The following is a 15,818-nucleotide window of genomic DNA, read 5'->3' as shown; positions in this document are numbered from 1 at the left end:
GCGGGTGCCGGTCACGAGGCGACGGGCTCAGCGCTCTTGGCGGCCGACTTCGACGCCGGGGCCGCCGGTGCGGCGGGAACCAGGGCCTCAGCCCGGTACGCCACGCCGTTGCTGACCTGGCCGTTGAAGAGGTTCGCCCACGGGGTGGCGATCAGGCCGACCGGGCGCACGATCGCACCGGGCACGAGGCCGGCGTCGAGACCGGGCTCCGGCACGGTCACCTTGATCAGCTGAGCGGCGGCCTCGAACGTCTCCAGGAGCTGGACCGTGTAGAGGGTCGCGCCGGTCTCGCGGTCGGTGGCGACCTGCCCGGTGGCGGCGTCGGCCAGCTTCGGCACGGGCGGGACGGCGACCATGTGGGTCGTGCCGGTCAGGTCGGGGCGGATGGTGATACGGGCCATGGAGGACTCCAAGGGTGGGTGGTGGAGGGGCCGGAGGACACCGACCCTGCTAGACCGCTAAGCGGTGCTAGGTCATTTGTAGCACTAGTGAGACTGTCACTGTCAAGCAGAGCTAGCAGTGTTGGTCCATGAATATGCCGATCGAAGGGAAATTTCGGATGAGACAGAGCTTGGGTGTGCTAGCGGGGGCTACCCTTGGGAGCATGAGCCGCAGTAACGATGAGGAGCGGGCGCCGTACCAGAAGGCCGCCGACGCCATGCGCCAGGACATCGCCGAGGGGCGCTTGAAGGCCGGCGACAAGCTGTACGCCCTCTCGGAGATCGAGAAGCGGTTCGGCATCGCCAACATGACTGCCCGCAGTGCGGTCCGAGTCCTGCGCGAAGAAGGACTCGTCTATGCCGTGCAGGGCGTCGGCACCTTCGTGCGCGCCACGCCTCAGCCGGAGCTCGCTGCCAAGCAGGTTGAAACGGCCGGCGGAACCGTCGAGGTATCCGCCGCCGACTTCGCCAAGATCGTTGATCTCGTCACCGGGCTCGAAGCTCAGTTGCAGCAGCTTCGGGAAGAGCAGCAGCAGTTCCGTCAGCAGCTCGCTCGATTTGAGAAAAACGCTCGTTGAGTCGAGCCATCTCCTCGTTGAGATCAGCCAGCTGACCGCCGAGCCGCGCCAGCGTTTCGAGCAGTCCCCCGATTGCGCCGTTCATTGGAATCCCTTCCCCCGCATGTCGTTCGTTTTCGGTGGCCCCACTCAACCCGCCGGAACTCACCGCTTTTCTCACCAGCCGACCCGACCGCGCGTAACGGTTGCGTATCGGGTGTCGGTGAGAAGACTGGTGAGTTTCCAGCCGGCCCGGTGCGGCCGGTGAGAACGGCCACGCAGGCCGGTGAGTTCGGGTGCCGGGCTGGTGAGTTCCCGCACTCAACACCCCAACCCTTGGCGGATTCCTTGGCGCGGAAGCCCTGTTGGGCAACGAATCGGTAACTCCTCCCGGCAAGGTTGGTCATCAAGGTTTGCGAGGCCATCAAGGTTTCGCTTGGCGGCCCACCAAGGTGAGACAGTCCCGCAGGTGAGCGACCACCAAGATTCACGCCAGCCACCCTGGCAACGGCCGGCATCCCCAGACACCCTCCGAGGCTGCTTGACCCTGCATGAGGACACATCCCGTCAGGTCCGCACGCCCCGGGGGGCCCGATAAGAACCCAACCGCAAGGGGGCGGACAACTCAAACCAGGAATCCTGGAAGCCTTTTCGGCTAGAACAGCGATGAGAGATGACAGGCACCAACCGGAGTCGCCGAGCAGGGCGGGCGAGCAAGTCTGGTGGCGCACATCACAGCGCAGATGCAACAGTTTCCCCACCGGCCCTTCGTCTCGTTGGCCCCGACCTGCTCGGGCACATCCATCCTGACAGCCGGCCATGTCCTTGAGCGGGAGATATGGCAGGTGGTAATCGCCCCTTGCGTGGCCATACGTTCGCATAAAAACCACCAGGCTCCAGAAGGCTCGGAAAACTTCCCTGTGGCGTGCACCACACATTCGGCACCACCGCTTCGGCTGGCCGGACTCGGGACACGATGCCGCCATTTCGCGGTTGGGTTCGGCCGGAGATTCCTGGTAGAAGCCGTCCCGCTCGCGGTAGGACCATCCAGCCACGCACAGCCTGTGGACAGACTTTCCGGATCTCATGCCCGTACCCGACATGGCCGGTTCCTCCCTGTTCGTCCCATCAGTCCGCACCGTCACAACTAGAGGCCCGAAATCCGGTGCCGGTGTGACACGTCGGCCGAACTCTCTTCTGACCCGCGCACCACCTTCGCCCCGCAGCAGCCCGACGCATCGAGCCGATCTTGTGGTAAGCCGCCACAGCGGCCAGACGGCTCGTACGGGCCATAGAGGTGCCGCAGGCTCAATCGGTGTGACACCCGACCGGCAGCCGTCAAAGCAGCCCGATGCCGAGGGGGAGAGCGGAGCACGGCCGCGCGAGCGCGCCAAGGCCGGGGCAAGCGGAGGACTGGCGGGGAAGGGCACCGCCGATTTCCTGACGCCCATGACTGATCAGAGCAGCAGCAGGCAGGAAGTCGTACGGCCGGCAGAGCGGCCAGAACCAGGGTGATCAGGAGGGCGAGGGGAGCGTGTTCAAAGTTTCATTACTGGATCAAGGCGGCCCGCCAGAGGCGGGCCGCGCGCCGCCGCGTTTCCGCCCGCCGCTCCTGTCTCCGCCCCGCTATGGGCGGCCCCGCTGGCGGCGCAAGGAACGGGAGGCGGTCGGTCGGCCAGGACGACCCCGGACAGGCGGTCCGGCCCCACGGGGCCCGGGTCACGGCCGATGGTTGCCCGCCGTTCGTTCGGGCCCCCCGCTGCCCGATTGTCCGGGGCGGTCGGAACCCGTCAAGCCCGCACCGCTCGCCGCCGTCGCCCCGTGCAGGTCCGTACGCGCGGCCTTGACCGAACCCGCCCGCCCCTACGACTCGGCAGCTATCGGGGGGCCCGACCGGAGTGGCGCCCCGTGTGTCGCTGCCACAGCTCCGCCCGTGATCAGGTCGGCTCCCCCGTGGCGAAGCAACGGCGGAAGCCGGCGTCGGCGTCGCGTTGAAGTCAGAAGCCCCTGTGGTCCGAGGTTCTCGGGCCGCGGGGGCTTCCTTGCTGCCACGCCTGTCACTGCCGGGTCAGACGTCGCCGAACTCGCCGACCTTGACGGCCGCGACGAAGGAGTTGAAGGCGGCCCGGGAGAAGACCAGTGCTGGCCCCGCCGGGTCCTTGGAGTCGCGTACAGGCATGTGCGTGGCAGACGCGTCGGGGGCGATTTCAATGCAGTTGCCGCCGCCACCGCTGTAACTGCTCTTCACCCACCGACTCATCGTCAGGTCAATGGTCTGCATGAAAGTCCTTCCCGAACCGCCCTGAACTTGGCCAGTGAGGCCGTAGTGGATAGGGACTCCACCTGGAGCTGATGGTAGTCCTCGACCAAGCCTGACACGGCGTCACGTCCGCGCTCGACGTAGCCGCGAAGCTGGGACTCCACATAGCCCACGGTCACCCCGCCGGGGAGGGTCAACAGGACGGTGGGAAGCCGAAACGATCGGTACTCGGCCATCTCGAACGGCGCGACCTGCAAGGTGATGTTCGGGCGGCCGGCCAGGGCCTCCAAGTGCTCCAGTTGCTCGGTCATGACTTCCCGGCCCCCGATCGGCCGGAGCAGGCAACTCTCGTCCATGACGATGTGGACTCTCGGCTCCGGCGCCCGGGTGAGGATCTCTTGCCGCTGGAGCAGGAACTTGACCCGCTCGTCGGCCTGATCCTGAGTGATCCGCCCGCGCTTCACGCCCGCGGCTTCGAACGCGGTGGCGTATGCGGGCGTCTGCAACAAGCCCGGCACGACACCCAGCTCGAAGGCGCACAGTCGGAGGCACCGGGCCTCGGCCTCGACGAACTCGGGGAAGCCCTCCAGGAGGCTGGCGTTGTTGTACTGCCGCCACAGCACCTGGAACCTCTCGCCGGCTCCGAATACTTCGTCGGCCTTGACCGCGAAGTTAAAACTGATCGGCTTCTTCCCTCTTTCGATGTACGAGATCAAGCCGCCCGAGCAGTGCATGCGGTCAGCCAGGTCGGTCTGGGCCCACCCTCGCCCCCTCCGCGACCTGCGAAGTTCCTCCCCGAAGCGCAAAGCAGGAGATGACGAACCGTCAACTTCTGTGAGGTCTTTCATCGTTGCCCCCCTTAACTCGCCGATCCATGAACGGACAAGACCTAGCGATCGTAGTTCCCCGCGCCCATCCTGGTTACACACCGGCGAGAGATAGGAAGCAGACGGTGACCGACAGACCTGTGCTCAAACGCGGCGACCACGTCACGTACGGCCCCGGCGAGGTGGCCCTGGAACTCATGGACGTACGAGGCGGCTTCGTCTACCTGCGTCCCCTGGCTGGCGGCACCGAGTTGGAGGTGCCCCGCAACCAGGTGCACCTGGCCGACGAAGCCGCGTAGGCCGCTGGGCCGACGGTGCAAGGCAGGGAAAGCCCTTCCGTCGCCTTCCTGCGAGACCGAAGCCGGCACCTTTAACCGCTCAACTGATCCACACGACCACGGAACTGGGGTTGCGATGACAACGGACACGGACCACGACACGGTGGAACGGGACTACAAGGCAGACCCGGAAGACGTGCGCATCGGTACTCACGTCGCGTTCCTGGTGGGGCCCGAGCAGCCCGAGGACGGTGACGCGGCCCAGGAACCGCGGCTCGTCCTGGTCTACAAGGCGGAGCTGGACCCCCCGCGTTGGGGTCTCCCGGGTGGTAGCTGGGGCGCGTACCCGGACGAGACGCCCGTCGACACCGCCGCCCGGCACCTGGGGGTGCGGCTGGGGGTTCGGTCGGACGGGTACCCGACCGTGCTCGGCAACGACTGGGTGCTGGCGGACCGCTACCCGCCGGGGCTCAACATCATCTTCGACGGGGGCACCATCACGCCCACCGAGGCGGCGCTGATGCGACCCATGCCCGGGAGCGCGTACGGGGAGGTGAAGTTCGTGCCGGTGAGCGAGATCTTCGAGGCCGAGCTCAATGACCCGGAGAAGCTCCGAATCATCCAGGCGCTGCGAGTGCTGACGGCCGGACGCGGCTTCGCCATGACCGTTCACGGCGTCCCCATCCCGACGCCGGCGCACCGGGCGCTGTAGCGCCCCCTTGAACTGCCCGCTTCGGCTGCCGAAGCGGGTGAGCAGCCCCGCTCGGCCTGGAAAACCGAGTGCTCGTCGCCCTTCTGCGAGCGACGGGGCCGTCAGCCCGGTTTACGGTTCCCGGGTCAGCGGCTGAGGAGAAGTCGGCTGCCTGCTCTGCCCCACCTGGCACCCGGGTGCCCACCCCCCGTGTCAGGAGTGGAATGGCCGGTCCGCCGACGAGCAGAGCTGTGGGTGCTGTCCCGCTGTCGCACCAGTGTCCGTCGTGCACGGAGACGGCCGTCCGCTTTGCAGCAGAGGGAAGACGGCCGTTGCGACAGCACCCACAGCCACCACGAGAATCCGCCTCGCCCAGGCGGTCACCGGACCAGTCACGGGGGACTGGTCCGGGAGCAACTGCCCGCCCCGGGGGCAAGGTGAGGTCATGACCGGGGCGGGCAACCATCGAGTCAGGATTGGAGTGGAAGTGAGCACCGACCGTCGAACGCTCAGGGACAGCGCTGTGGCCGTAGTTCTGGGCGCGGGCCCCACGGTGCCGGCCGTTCTGCTCACCGTGTCGGACCCCGACCACTCCCGTCGGTGGCTGTGGACGTTCGGTGCCGTGCTGGTTGCCCTGCTCGGTGCGGCGTTCGGCTCCGACTGGCTCGCCTGGTGGCGAGGACGGCACGACCGCGCCGTACGGAGGCGGGATGCGGTCACGTGCAAGGACGCCGTCCGGGGGCGGATCGCACCGTGATCGCTGCTGAACTACCGGACCTCATCGAGGTGTTCGAGACGAGCATCCTCCCCCCAGTCCCGGCCGAACTGCTGTGGGCCCCGGGCTGGTGCTACCGGTGCCACCTGGTGCGTGACGTCGCACCAGCCGGAACGATGGTCACGAGACAGGGAATTGAGCTGGAACTCGGCCTCTGCCGCTGGCACTGGGCAGAGACGGAGCGGGACATGCTCGCCGTTGTCGAACACCACCGTTTCCCCACCTTGCGTGATCAGTTCGGCCGACTCGCCCGCTGGGCCGGAACCCTGGCTCGCCTTCGCTCTTGATCTCCCGGAGCGCTCCTGCACGCGCTCCGGGCTTTCCCGCCCGCCCCCAACAGGCAGATGGGCGGAAGGGTGCGCCAACCACGCACCGGCGGTCGCCCTGACTGCGGGGCCAGGGCGACCGCTCCCGACTCCTGGCGGACGAGCCCAAGTTCGCCAGGCCGCACACGCCGCCCTGGGCACGTGTCGGCTCCGTGCTCAGGGCGGACTCAGCCGCATCCCCCACGGCGGCGGTTGCTTCGAGCGTCTCCACTTCCCGGTGGAGGCGATCCCCACGACTTCTGTGTCGGTCGGTGGGGACGCTCGCCGGTCTTCGGGCGTGTGACTCCTCCCGCTTGCGGGGAGGGGCTGGTCCTGCGAGACCACTGAACCGTTCGTGTTAGACCGACCCAACAACCGAAAGGGCGAAAACGCCATGAAGGTGATGGACAACCGGTACTCGCCGGGGATGCGCAAGTGGAACCTTCGCTTCGGAATCACCTCCCGCTGCAACATCCGCTGCCAGTACTGCCTGCCCGAGGGCAAGCAGGGCGTCATCGTCCAGCCGTCCCTGGAAGAGGCCATCGAAGTCCTCCAGGCCGCACACGACATCGGGTTCACCCGCATCCACTACACGGGCGGCGAGCCGACCGTGCGCCGCGACTTCGTGGACCTGCTCCGGGCCGGGAAGGAGATCGGCTTCACGCAGCAGATCGTCACGACCAACGGCTACCGGCTGCACCACATCATCGAGGAGGCGATCGACGCCGGCCTCACCCGGGCGATCGTCAGCATCGACACCCTCGACGAACAGCGGAACCTGTTCATCACCCGCCGCGGCTTCCACAGCGACACCCTCCGGAGCATCGAGCGTTCCGTCGAGCTGCTGCCCACGCTCACCAAGATCTCGTGCGTCACCATGCGCGACACCCTGCACGAGTTGCCGGCCTTCATCGAGTACGCCCGCGAACTCAACAACCGCGGTGGGGAAGGGCAGTTGGCGATCAAGCTGAACCAGTTCTTCCCGTCGAACCCGGCCCAGCTCGGCGCCGAGGGCGAAGCGTTCTGGAAGAACCAGTTCGTGGAGGAGTCGGCCATCCTCGAATCGCTCGCCAAGGCCGGGGAGCTCAACCCGGTGCGCCGCGAGGGGATCGAGGGCGACAACCCCAGTTACAACTACTACGAGATCGGCGACACCGGGGTGAAGGTCGCCGTCCTGGCGATGTTCTCCTGGGACTACCCGTGCGGGGGCTGCTGGAAGCTCCGCATCAGCCCCAACGGCATGACGACGGTGTGCATCAGCCAGAAGAACCCGCCTGTCCTGTGGGGGATGAGCCTCGACGAGAAGCGGGAGACCTTCAAGCGCTTGACGGGCTACCGCGACAGCGAGCAGTTCGACATCGACAACCCCAACCGCAAGCACTACCGCGACCAGCTCGGCGAACTGCGCTTCGACAAGGTCGTCGGCGAGCAGAAGAGCATCGCGCACTTCCGCACCATCCTCACCCGTGAGCAGATGGAAGGCGGTATGACGGCGTGACCACCGGGCTGGAGCGCCTGTGCTTCGGTACCTCCACCTTCGTGGCCGGCCGCCTGTTCCCGCAGAAGGACTCGGGCCCCGGAATGGCCGCACTGTGCACGGCGCTCCAGTCCGGCGTCCGGCTGATCCACTCGAACCCCAACCTCAACACCCAGTGGGCCGTCCGCGAGGTGCTGGAGGAGATCGGGCCGGTCGACGGACTACGCCATCTCGTCAAGGCCGAGTGCCCGCTGCACGGCGACCTCGAAGCCCGCATCCATTCCGCCATCGAGGTGACCATCGGCCGGCTCGGCATCCCCCGGGTCAACGCGCTCGTACTCGAAATCGACGTCAAGCGCACCGAACGCACCGACCAGCTCCACCGGCCGCGAGTGCTCAGCGGTTTCTTCCGCAACGGCGCACGTGTGGCCTTCGCGTCCGGCCGGGTGGACGCGGTGTACGCCTACTGCCACGGTCCCCAGGAGCTGGCCGCCGCACTCAGGGTGGAGGCGATCAGCGCCGTCGCCGCGCAGTACCACCTCACCTCACCGTGGGCCCACGCACATCTCGCCCAGGTGGAGAAGGCCGGCAAGGCGTTCGTCGGCATGTCGCCGCTCAACCGCGGAGCACTGGTCAACGCGTTCGCTCCCACCGTCCGAGCACGGCTCCGGCCGTTGACGTGGGCACTGAGCGACCCGCGCATCGCCGCCCTCGCGGTGACCATGTCCACCCCCGACCACGTCAACGAGGTGATCGACACTGTCCTCAACTCGGAACGATCAAGGTCCTGTTCTCCCTACACTGGCCGCACCGGAATCCCAAGGAGAGAACTCCCGTGATTGACATTGCCCTGTTGCGAACCGACCCCGACCTCGTGCGTCGTACCGCACGGGCGAAGGGCTCCGACGTCAACGTTGACCGCCTGATCGAGGTGGACTCCGAACTCCGTCACGAGCAGACCAAGGCCGAGGAACTGCGTTCGCAGCAGAAGAAGCTGGGCAAGGGCGCCGACATCGAGGCGGCCCGCGACCTTAAGAGCCGGGTCCAGGCCGCCCACGACCGCGTCCGCGACCTCCAGGCCGAGCGCGACGACCTGTGGGTTCGCGTGCCGAACATCTTCCCGGACGACACCCCTTTGGGTGACGACGACGAGGGCAACGTCGAGCTTCGGAGCGTCGGAGCCCCGGAGCCGACCGATGAGGCCCGCGCCCACGAGGTGATCGGCGAGCGTCTGGGCATCTTCGACCTCAAGCGCGCCGCCGAGGTCTCCGGGTCCGGCTTCTACTACTGGAAGGGAGACGGCGCGCGCCTCGCGTGGGCGATGTTCTCCTACGTCCAGGACCTGCTGGTACAGCGCGGCTTCTCCCCGATGATGACCCCGCTCATGGCGCGCGAGCGTACGTTCTTCGGCACCGGCTTCCTGCCGTTCTTCGAGGACCAGCTCTACCGGGTGCAGGGCACCGACCTCTCCCTGATCGGCACCACTGAGCAGACCCTGATCGGCTTCTACGGCGACACCATCCTCGACCCCGAGGAGCTGCCGATCCAGGTCGCCGCGTTCTCCCCGTGCTTCCGCACCGAGGCCGGCGCGGCGGGCCGGACCAACCGCGGTGGCTTCCGCGCGCACCAGTTCCACAAGGTCGAGCAGATCGTGCTGTGCCACCCGGACCAGTCCGAGCACTGGCTCACCGAGTGCCAGCGCAACGTGGAGGACATCCTCGACGGCCTCGAACTCCCGTACCGCGTCGTGCGCGTGTGTCTCGGAGACATGGGCGCGCCCACGTACAAGAAGTACGACACCGAGGCATGGTTCCCGTCCTTCGGCCTGTACCGCGAGACGCACTCGAACTCGAACCTGTGGGACTACCAGTCCCGCCGCTTCAAGATCCGGTTCAAGGACGGCAACGGCAAGACCGTACTCCCGCACACCATCTCGTCCACCGGCATCACCGACCGCGCCGCCCTGGCCATCCTGGAGAACCACGTCCAGGCCGACGGCACGATCTACATCCCCAAGGCGCTCCGGCCCTACATGGGCGGACAGGAATGGATCGGCAGGCGGGATTGACCCTGACGCTGGGGCTGAACTTCGGCACCCACGACGCGGCGGCGGCCATCGTTCACAACGGAACGGTGGTCGCCGCCGTCGAAGAGGAGCGCCTCAACCGGATCAAGAACACCAAGGTGTTCCCCGCGCGCGCGGTCCAGGCGTGTCTGGACCTGGCGGGCGCCAGCGCCGACGACCTCGACCAGGTGGCCCTGTTCGTGGACCCGAAGCTCCACCTGCTCCTGGCCCCCTCCAACCTCCGCCACGGCACGCCGGCGTCCATCGGATCCCTGTTCTCCGACCTCGACAAGTACCGCAAGCGCCGCCGGTTGCCGGCCACCATCCGCAGCAGCGGTCTCCTACCGAAGAACCTGCCGCTGATACCCGTGCCCCACCACCAGGCGCACGCGGCCAGCGCGTACCACGTCTCCCCCTTCGACAACGCACTCGTCGTCACGCTCGACGGCCGCGGCGAGTACGAGACCGCCGCCATCTTCGACGGCATCGACGGAAAACTGATCCGTCGTCACCACATCACCTACCCGCACTCGTTCGGCTACCTGTACAGCGCACTCACCCGCTACCTGGGGTTCCGGCCGCAGAGCGACGAGTACAAGGTGATGGGCCTGGCCGCGTACGGCAGCGGCACCTACCGCGAACGGCTCGCCCGACTGGCCCACTTCGACACCGAGACCGGCCGCTTACGCCTGGACCTGCGCTACTTCGACCACCACCGCAGGCCCAGCGCCCAACGAACCCTGTACAGCCGCAACTCGGTCGAACTCCTCGGCCCACCGCGGAACCCCGGCGACGAGATCACCGACCGGCACCGCGACGTCGCCCACGCCCTCCAGCACCTCCACGAGCAGCTGGTGACCGCGTACATCGTCCACGCCCAACGACTGGTGCCACGCAGAACGCTCTGTCTCGCCGGGGGCGTAGCCCTCAACTGCGTCGCCAACGCAGCGGTCATCAACTCCGGACGCTTCGACCAGGTCTTCGTCCAGCCCGCAGCCGGCGACGCCGGGACGTCCATCGGTGCCGCGCTGGTCGCGGGTGCGTCCAAGGAGCGACGACCACTCCAAAATGCCTTCCTTGGCCCGGAGTTCGGCACCAAGGCCATCGAGAAGGCCCTCAGCGGCCTTCCAGCGGGCCGCTACGAGGTGCGGCGGACCACCGACCCCCATCGGGAGGCGGCGAGGCTGCTGCACGCCGAGCAGGTGATCGGCTGGTTCCAGGGCCGCATGGAGTTCGGACCCCGCGCACTCGGCGCCCGCAGCATCCTCGCTTCACCTCGCTCGGCGGAGACCGCAGTTCGGATCAACGCCATGATCAAGCAGCGCGAGGCATTCCGCCCCTTCGCGCCGGCGGTCCTGGCCGAGCACGCCGACGAGTACTTCGACCTGTCCCCGGCCGGAGCGCTGGTGTACCCGTACATGCTCGCCACGGCCCCAGTGCACCCACACCGGCGCGAGGAGATTCCGGCGATCGTCCACGCCGACGGCTCCGCCCGTATGCAGACAGTTGAGCGGACCGGCAACCCCGACCTCTGGAAGGTCATCCAGGAGTACCGCCAGCTGTCTGGCCTGCCGGTCGTACTCAACACGTCGTTCAACGGGGCCGACGAGCCGATCGTCTGCACTCCGGACGACGCGGTCAACACATTCGTGAGATGCGGGTTGGATGGTCTTGTTATCGGACCATTCGTGGCCACGCCGCACAGTCCATAAAAGGGGATCCGATAGTGCTTTCTGGAGGATGTCGGGCCAGGCGGATTGGTAGATTCCGCATGTTCATGGGCTCGGGAGCTGGATACCACTCCCGAGCTCCATCCGAAAGACCCGACCGGGCCGGGGCGCTTCACCCCTCGCTATGCGCAGGCGGTTACGGCATTCGCCTGTCCGCAACGGCCCACCACTTGCTGAAGATGAGGATCATGGTCCCCATCCAAAAGAACGACAGCGACGACCAGAGGACCAGCTGCGCTCCGACCCGGAACAGCGCGAGTCCCATCAGGAACCCGGCAGCGCCGACCCCGGACACCGCGTAGCCCCACCGCATGACAAATCGGGCCCGGGGCCCGATGGGGTGCCGTACGGGCGCGGAGACGACCGCGACCAAGGTCAGCAGTTGCATGAACGCGAAGCCGACGACAATCACTTCGCCGCCTTTCTCTCGTACGCCCGAGGGCGACAGTACGCCGCAGGGAAGTCCTGGGCCCTGCGGCGTACCAACCAATCTGTCTACTCAGCTACCGTTAGGCGTCACCGTAGGACGTGAACGAGGTGGCCTTGTCGTTAGCATCCCATCCGACGAAGGAGTTGTGGGTGGGGTCCGAGAAGAAGTTGTCACGGGCAGGCTCGAACCACAGCCGCTGGCCGCCAGGACCCCAGACCTCCACCACCGTCTTCAAGCTGGTGTTGACCCAGCCAGAGGCCTGATAGCTGAAGTTCCAGGTGTCCAGCGTCTGCTCGTAGGGGTAGTGGTCCTTCCACTGCAGTCGCCGACCACCCCAGTCGCTGTCCTGGTACAGGCAGTACCACTGATCGGTCCACCCGTAGGGGCACTTCTGGTACTGGCACGTGCCTGTGTCGTAGCAGGTTCCACTCGCCACCAGATCGACCTCTCCGGCCGCCGCCGGCCGCCGCGCGGCGTTGGGCCCAAGGGCCTTCGCACTCGTCAAGGACGCCTGCTTCTGTCCGGGAACTGGAAACTCCATGACGACGTTTCCACCATTCCAGGAGATCTCGGTAGCACTGATCTGAGTGCCTCCCGGAGACTTCCGGAGCTGGTCGTCGATCTGCGCCTGGAGCTCTGTGGCTTGAGCGACCGTCATCCCCGACACCTCAGCGCGGGCGTCGGACTGCGCCATGACGTAGGACGCGGGCTTCGGGGGTGCGGCCTGTGCCGCACCGGTGGCCGCCCCCGCCAGAAGCAGGATCGACGACGCGAGCGTTAAGAGCTTTCGCATACTTTCCACCTCGTTTGTCCGGCCAGCAACAGGGCGGCGAACAACCCCTCGAACTGTTCGCAAAACCCAGTTGCTGGTGCTCTGTCAACTGCGGCCAAGCATTTCATCAGCAGCAAACTCGGACAGAACATTTGAGCGAAACTTGAGCTACTGAGGATGTTCGGCGAAATGATCACTGCTCGATCGGCGTAGACCGGAATTGCGGGTCCTGGTAGCGGACAGGCTCGAATTCCCTGGTAGGAGAGGAACGTCGAGATCGTATCTGTGAAAACCGGAACCTTTACGTGGGGCGCCTGCATTGTCGCGCTGGCCGTCCCGCACCACACCGTCGACTGTTGCCGCCCACTGCTGCCGGATCGGCACCCCGAAGCGCTCCCCCACGCTCGGCCCGTTCCGCCAAGCGGTGTTGGTGGTGTGTAGGTCACGGGATCGAGGCTTGATGCATCGTCTGGCCTGCGATGTCGACGCCTCCCGGCCACCGCTACCTACACGAGGGCATCGACATCTGCGTCCCCGTCTGCGGCAGGGTGTGCTGGGCGCCCGGGGTGAGCGAGACGTGGATCATCGTGATCGGGGTGTGGGTGGCGCCGGGGCCCTGGTAGCCGTCCAGCTCGCCGGCGATGACGCGGATCAGCGCGCCGCCGTCCTCGGAGGCGAGGAGCTTGACGCTGCCGCTGCCGCTGCGGATGTCCTGGCACTTGGGGGCGATCATCTTGCCCGAGGCCGGCACGTTCACCCACAGCTGGAGGCCGTGGAACAGGCCGCCGGACAGCACCAGGGACTCCGGCGGGGTCTCGAGGTGCAGCAGGCCGGAGCCAGCCGTCATCCACTGGGTGTCGCCGTCCGTGATGGTGCCGCCGCCGTGCGAGTCACGGTGGACGAAGGTGCCGTCAATGATGTGCGTGACGGTCTCGAAGCCGCGGTGCGGATGCCAAGGCGTCTCTTTCGGCTCGCCAGCCGCATAATCCACCTCGTCCATCTGGTCCATCATGATGAACGGGCCGAGGAACTTGGTGTTGATCTTCGCGAAGGCGCGGCGGACGGGGAAGCCCTCGCCTTCGAAGGCGTCGCCTCAGCGGGCCGGCCTGAGCCCTTCCTCGCGGGATTCAACTCCGGTCCCTCACATGACCGGCGCTGGCTTCCCCGATTGTGCGGCAACTATGCCGGACCCGCCCACAACGAAGGTGGCCCTGCGCTCCGAAGAGTGCAGGGCCACCGCTGGCCGTTCAGCGCGGTCAGAGCAGACCGAACGCGGGCATCAGGTAGTAGAAGGCGAAGACACCAGCCACGGCGTACAGCGCAGGCTGCACCTCGCGCCCGCGACCTGCGACGACGCGCAGGATGCAGAAGGTGATGAACCCAATACCCAAGCCGTTAGTGATTGAGTAGGTGAACGGCATCATCACGATGGTGAGGAAGGCCGGCATGGCGATGGTGTAGTCGCTCCAGTCGATCTCCTTGATGGAGTTCGCCAGGATCAGGAAACCGACGGTGACCAGCGCGGGGGTGGCGGCCTGGGCCGGGACCATGGTCGCCAGGGGGGTGAGGAAGAGGGCGACCATGAAGAGCGCGCCGGTGACGACGGAGGCGAAGCCGGTGCGGGCGCCCTCGCCGACGCCGGCGGTGGACTCGACGAAGCAGGTGTTCGCGGAGGAGGAGGTCGCGCCGCCGGCCGCGGTGGCGATGCCGTCGATCATCAGCACCTTGTTGATGCCGGGCAGGTCGCCCTTCTCGTCGAGCAGGTGGGCCTCGTCGGCGACGCCGAGGATGGTGCCCATCGCGTCGAAGAAGCAGCTCATCAGCACGGTGAAGACGAACAGGATGCCGGTCAGCACACCGACCTTGGAGAAGCCGCCGAACAGGCTGACCTGGCCGACCAGGCCGAAGTCGGGGGTGGCGACGGGGTTGCCGGGCCAGGCCGGGACGGTGAGGCCCCAGTGCTCGGGGGCCAGGTTCGCGAACTGCTGGACGATCACGGCGACGGCGGTCATCACGGCGATCGAGATCAGGATCGCGCCGGGCACCTTGCGCACGACCAGCGCCATGGTGAGCAGCAGGCCGGCGATGAAGATCAGGACCGGCCAGCCGTGCAGGTGGCCGCCCACGCCGAGCTGCAGCGGGACGGTGGTGTGGGCGACGTCCGGGATGCGGGAGACGAAGCCGGAGTCGACCAGGCCGACCAGGGCGATGAACAGGCCGATACCGATGGCGATGGCCTTGCGCAGCCCGAGCGGGACGGCGTTCATGACGCGCTCACGCAGACCGGTGGCGACCAGCAGCATGATCGCGACACCGGCCAGCACCACCATGCCCATGGCGTCCGGCCAGGTCATCTTGGGGGCGAGCTGGAGCGCCACGATGGTGTTGACACCCAGGCCCGCGGCGAGACCGATCGGGACGTTGCCGATGACGCCCATCAGCAGGGTGGTCAGACCGGCGGTGAGCGCGGTCGCGGTGACCAGCTGGGCGCTGTTGAGGTGGGTGCCGTTCATGTCCGTGGCCGAGGCCAGGATGATCGGGTTGAGTACCAGGATGTACGCCATGGTGAAGAACGTGGCGACACCACCGCGGATCTCACGGGGCAGCGTGGAGCCGCGCTCGGAGATTCTGAAGAAACGGTCCAGCGCGCCCGACGAGGGCTGCGGCGCGTGCTGGGTGGGCTCGGGCGACGCGGTGGTCGACTGGGCCTGAGACATTCGGGCGTCCTCGATCGGGTGAGGCAAGGGTGGGGGGAGTGTCAAGTATGGCGATCCCCGTCGTGGACGCGCCATCTTCGCGCGTAGAGCGAGGCCCTTACGGCCAGCATCGATCGAATACGAAAGACCGGCCACGCCCCGCCCCACCGGACGGCCCGCCGGACCCGCGCCACCCGACCGGGCCCGCCCCGTAGGCTAGGCGCATGCCCAAGACCGCGCTGCGCTCCGCTCCCCCGCCGCTAGAGGCGAACGACGTCGCCATCGTCGGCACCGGCACGGTGCTGTGGTTCGTCGGTTTCGTGGCGCTACTGCCGTTCCAGGGCTGGCTGTCCGACCACGGCCACGGCAGCTGGCCGTGGATCTGCCTGTCCGGCGGCCTGCTCGGTCTGATCGGCCTGAAGTACTGCCGGGCCCGCCGGGACGCGATCCGCCGCGCCCGCGCCGCCGAGTCGGCGGAGAACTCCGACCAGAAGGTGTGACGCTCCACTCGTCCG

Annotated in this window: 16 protein-coding genes and 1 pseudogene; 10 read left to right on the top strand and 7 right to left on the bottom strand. The window is 67.2% G+C overall.

Annotation, left to right across the window (positions count from 1 at the left end; genetic code table 11):
* Window positions 1–11 precede the first annotated feature (11 nt).
* Entirely contained in the window at window positions 12–401 is a 390-nt protein-coding gene (locus ACFV18_RS04900) for a hypothetical protein (RefSeq protein ID WP_380479341.1), read from the bottom strand.
* Between the two features lie 203 nt (window positions 402–604).
* On the opposite strand from ACFV18_RS04900, the gene ACFV18_RS04895 reads away from it, so the two are divergent.
* The gene (locus ACFV18_RS04895) at window positions 605–1,018 is read left to right on the top strand and encodes a GntR family transcriptional regulator (protein WP_380479340.1); all 414 of its coding nucleotides are present in this window, start codon (window positions 605–607) and stop codon (window positions 1,016–1,018) included.
* A gap of 2,047 nt (window positions 1,019–3,065) precedes the next feature.
* Here the strand turns inward: ACFV18_RS04895 and ACFV18_RS04890 are convergent.
* Window positions 3,066–3,278, bottom strand: a complete 213-nt coding sequence (locus ACFV18_RS04890) for a DUF397 domain-containing protein (RefSeq protein WP_380479337.1) — start codon at window positions 3,276–3,278, stop codon at window positions 3,066–3,068.
* Window positions 3,260–4,105 carry a helix-turn-helix domain-containing protein gene (locus ACFV18_RS04885; RefSeq protein ID WP_380479336.1) on the bottom strand — a complete coding sequence of 282 codons (846 nt, stop codon included), beginning with the start codon at window positions 4,103–4,105 and terminating at the stop codon, window positions 3,260–3,262. The genes ACFV18_RS04890 and ACFV18_RS04885 overlap by 19 nt, the downstream gene beginning before the upstream one ends.
* Window positions 4,106–4,209: 104 nt before the next feature.
* Here ACFV18_RS04885 and ACFV18_RS04880 point away from each other — a divergent pair, with 104 nt between their 5' ends.
* The 8 genes from ACFV18_RS04880 to ACFV18_RS04845 all read left to right on the top strand — a co-directional run bounded on the left by ACFV18_RS04880 (window position 4,210) and on the right by ACFV18_RS04845 (window position 11,387).
* Window positions 4,210–4,383, top strand: coding sequence for a hypothetical protein (locus ACFV18_RS04880; RefSeq protein WP_380479334.1), 174 nt, complete (start codon window positions 4,210–4,212; stop codon window positions 4,381–4,383).
* A gap of 115 nt (window positions 4,384–4,498) precedes the next feature.
* A complete protein-coding gene (locus ACFV18_RS04875; protein ID WP_380479331.1) occupies window positions 4,499–5,074 on the top strand; it encodes a hypothetical protein in 576 nt (191 codons plus the stop codon).
* Window positions 5,075–5,576: 502 nt separating this feature from the next.
* A complete protein-coding gene (locus ACFV18_RS04870) occupies window positions 5,577–5,810 on the top strand; it encodes a hypothetical protein (protein ID WP_380479328.1) in 234 nt (77 codons plus the stop codon).
* Window positions 5,807–6,115, top strand: coding sequence for a hypothetical protein (locus ACFV18_RS04865; RefSeq protein ID WP_380479326.1), 309 nt, complete (start codon window positions 5,807–5,809; stop codon window positions 6,113–6,115). Before ACFV18_RS04870 ends, ACFV18_RS04865 begins: the two co-directional genes overlap by 4 nt.
* A gap of 412 nt (window positions 6,116–6,527) precedes the next feature.
* A complete protein-coding gene (locus ACFV18_RS04860; RefSeq protein WP_380479324.1) occupies window positions 6,528–7,631 on the top strand; it encodes a radical SAM protein in 1,104 nt (367 codons plus the stop codon).
* Window positions 7,628–8,449, top strand: coding sequence for a hypothetical protein (locus ACFV18_RS04855; protein ID WP_380479322.1), 822 nt, complete (start codon window positions 7,628–7,630; stop codon window positions 8,447–8,449). Before ACFV18_RS04860 ends, ACFV18_RS04855 begins: the two co-directional genes overlap by 4 nt.
* A complete protein-coding gene (serS, locus tag ACFV18_RS04850; protein ID WP_380479319.1) occupies window positions 8,446–9,678 on the top strand; it encodes a serine--tRNA ligase in 1,233 nt (410 codons plus the stop codon). Before ACFV18_RS04855 ends, serS begins: the two co-directional genes overlap by 4 nt.
* Window positions 9,675–11,387 carry a carbamoyltransferase gene (locus tag ACFV18_RS04845; protein ID WP_380479317.1) on the top strand — a complete coding sequence of 571 codons (1,713 nt, stop codon included), beginning with the start codon at window positions 9,675–9,677 and terminating at the stop codon, window positions 11,385–11,387. The genes serS and ACFV18_RS04845 overlap by 4 nt, the downstream gene beginning before the upstream one ends.
* A 154-nt stretch (window positions 11,388–11,541) precedes the next feature.
* Here ACFV18_RS04845 and ACFV18_RS04840 read toward each other — a convergent pair whose 3' ends face one another.
* From ACFV18_RS04840 to ACFV18_RS04825, 4 genes and pseudogenes are all read right to left on the bottom strand, one after another.
* On the bottom strand, window positions 11,542–11,817 hold the full coding sequence (locus tag ACFV18_RS04840; RefSeq protein WP_380479315.1) for a hypothetical protein: 276 nt from the start codon (window positions 11,815–11,817) through the stop codon (window positions 11,542–11,544).
* Between the two features lie 97 nt (window positions 11,818–11,914).
* A complete protein-coding gene (locus ACFV18_RS04835; protein ID WP_380479313.1) occupies window positions 11,915–12,628 on the bottom strand; it encodes a hypothetical protein in 714 nt (237 codons plus the stop codon).
* Window positions 12,629–13,148: 520 nt separating this feature from the next.
* Window positions 13,149–13,691, bottom strand: a pseudogene (locus ACFV18_RS04830) (pirin family protein); the annotation flags it as partial.
* Window positions 13,692–13,863: 172 nt separating this feature from the next.
* A complete protein-coding gene (locus tag ACFV18_RS04825) occupies window positions 13,864–15,324 on the bottom strand; it encodes an NCS2 family permease (RefSeq protein WP_380479311.1) in 1,461 nt (486 codons plus the stop codon).
* Window positions 15,325–15,527: 203 nt separating this feature from the next.
* Between ACFV18_RS04825 and ACFV18_RS04820 the strand changes: the two genes are divergently transcribed.
* Window positions 15,528–15,803: a DUF2530 domain-containing protein gene (locus tag ACFV18_RS04820; RefSeq protein ID WP_380479310.1), complete on the top strand. Its 276-nt coding sequence runs from the start codon at window positions 15,528–15,530 to the stop codon at window positions 15,801–15,803.
* Window positions 15,804–15,818 lie beyond the last annotated feature (15 nt).

The organism is Kitasatospora sp. NPDC059673 (assembly GCF_042734215.1).
Lineage (GTDB): Bacteria > Actinomycetota > Actinomycetes > Streptomycetales > Streptomycetaceae > Kitasatospora.
Note: the sequence above shows the minus strand (reverse complement) of the source record. Positions and strands in the feature narration are given on the sequence as shown.

Coding starts and splice junctions, on each gene's coding strand:
- ACFV18_RS04890 (WP_380479337.1), bottom strand. CDS start 3,278: ATGCAGACCATTGACCTGACGATGAGTCGGTGGGTGAAGAGCAGTTAC.
- ACFV18_RS04835 (WP_380479313.1), bottom strand. CDS start 12,628: ATGCGAAAGCTCTTAACGCTCGCGTCGTCGATCCTGCTTCTGGCGGGG.
- ACFV18_RS04820 (WP_380479310.1), top strand. CDS start 15,528: ATGCCCAAGACCGCGCTGCGCTCCGCTCCCCCGCCGCTAGAGGCGAAC.
- ACFV18_RS04900 (WP_380479341.1), bottom strand. CDS start 401: ATGGCCCGTATCACCATCCGCCCCGACCTGACCGGCACGACCCACATG.
- ACFV18_RS04825 (WP_380479311.1), bottom strand. CDS start 15,324: ATGTCTCAGGCCCAGTCGACCACCGCGTCGCCCGAGCCCACCCAGCAC.
- ACFV18_RS04860 (WP_380479324.1), top strand. CDS start 6,528: ATGAAGGTGATGGACAACCGGTACTCGCCGGGGATGCGCAAGTGGAAC.
- ACFV18_RS04875 (WP_380479331.1), top strand. CDS start 4,499: ATGACAACGGACACGGACCACGACACGGTGGAACGGGACTACAAGGCA.
- ACFV18_RS04895 (WP_380479340.1), top strand. CDS start 605: ATGAGCCGCAGTAACGATGAGGAGCGGGCGCCGTACCAGAAGGCCGCC.
- ACFV18_RS04885 (WP_380479336.1), bottom strand. CDS start 4,105: ATGAAAGACCTCACAGAAGTTGACGGTTCGTCATCTCCTGCTTTGCGC.